The sequence below is a fragment of the Neptunomonas sp. CHC150 genome (assembly GCF_030397555.1).
Lineage (GTDB): Bacteria > Pseudomonadota > Gammaproteobacteria > Pseudomonadales > Balneatricaceae > Neptunomonas > Neptunomonas phycophila.
Genome location: NZ_JAPNXU010000034.1, coordinates 1 through 1653, shown reverse-complemented (window position 1 = coordinate 1653; position 1653 = coordinate 1). Strand labels below are relative to the sequence as shown.

2 protein-coding genes are annotated in these 1653 nt (G+C 46.3%); both read right to left on the bottom strand.

The genetic code is table 11. The features are described from left to right. A partial coding sequence (gene gpM, locus OW491_RS17970) for a phage terminase small subunit (RefSeq protein ID WP_290037267.1) occupies positions 1-593 on the bottom strand: 593 nt, incomplete at its 3' end. Between the two features lie 9 nt (positions 594-602). Next, entirely contained in the window at positions 603-1613 is a 1011-nt protein-coding gene (locus OW491_RS17965; protein WP_017058587.1) for a phage major capsid protein, P2 family, read from the bottom strand. Positions 1614-1653: the final 40 nt, after the last annotated feature.

Here is a 1653-nt window from a genome sequence, read left to right as displayed (position 1 = left end):
CCTGCATGAACATCACCTTTTTCATGCCGAAGCAGGTAAAGGCCTGCGAACTTGAACCACTTAGCGCTGAGTTTTTCCGTGATTGCCCACTTAGGTTTTTCGCTGTTTTCATCCGGGGTTAAATTGGCAAACACATGATTGAAGTACGGCTCAATTGAATGACCATATGACGCCATACGCTCAGACCATTTCAACACTTCATCGGCACAGAAAGTGGCAAAGTCTCGCTTGAATCGCTCGGGAGTATCTAACCCACGTTCGATAGCAATGTCACACCACTCAATCGCAGTTTCTAGATCTTCGATATCGAAGAGCCAAATTACCATTTGAGTAAATAACGGGTTATCGAACTGCTCATCACCGGCTAAGTACTCCTCAATCGCTTGACGGTATTTAGGAACCAAAACTTCACGTTTGTGGTTAACCTTCTCATCCGTTCGATTGAAGGTTTTAAGCACCTTCAAATCACTTTCGAGTTCAGATAGAAGCAGGTGCAAACTGTTTGGGTTAGCGACAAACTGTTTCTCAGGTGACGATTTCTTTTGCTGTTTTGCCAATGCTTCTTGGCGTAACTTAGCTAATGGACTTGCCATGATTCACCCTTACGCTGGTACTGGTTCAACAACAGTGACGTCTTCGATAGCTGCAAACTTGTTGTAGTTGCCCACGGCATAACCTTCTTGGCGAAGATATGACGTTTCGAAGCGTTTACGATCTTCTTCGTTACGAGACTTACGCCACTGCGTACCCTTTTGAGTCAGGATCTGCAGGTTGGTTAAGTTTGTCACCCAAATCATATTTGGTGGGAAAAATGGCGGTGTATACACCGTTTTACCTGCAACGGTCTTCGCTAAGCTTTGAGCTGCTTTATGCTCAGTCGGTACTTCCGCTGATTCCAATAAACGATGCTGCTCTGCGGCCACTAAGTTGCGACCAATCAGAACCACCAAGTCAGGGTCGCCTTGATGCACTTCATGGATAGTGGTGTTGGTTAGATCGTTAACCAGTGAATCTAGGTTTTTATACGCCCCGTCGGTTGCACCAGTAGAATCAAGCTTGGCAGCAGGAAGAACTTGAGCTGGCGCCTTTTCTTTCGCAAGCTGCAACCAACCCTTATTAACGTCTTGTCCCATTGGGTTTGCTACTGGGTCCGTGTTTTCACCTGCTATGGAGGTACCATGGAAACCAATTCGCAGCTTATCTAAAGCAAAATTCCGCGTGATGGCGTTGTTCATCAGCTTCATCCACTGACCTTTGCCACCCGAATTCGCCCAGATTGTCATGGTAATCCAGTTGATATGAGCGCCAGAGTCCGTTTCAGTTAGCTCGTAGGTATTACCGCTTTGGTCAAGCGAGCCCATGAAACGACCGTCTTTAACTCGACCTGTCAGCAAACCACTGTCGCCCACATCGATCACTTGACCTTTAATCTGGTCAACCGAAATATTGGAAATACGGTTTAAGAAAGAGTCTGATTCAACAATGGCTTGGCGAAGCTTCGTTTCCATCACTGGCGTGATGTTGAATTGCTTAGACGCATCTACCACGCCACCCGCTTTTGCTACGGCTTGGCAATATTCATCTAAAAATTTTGTCGATACTGCATTGAGCATTTACACGACCTCCACAGTTGATTCGCCGCCGTTGCCTTCT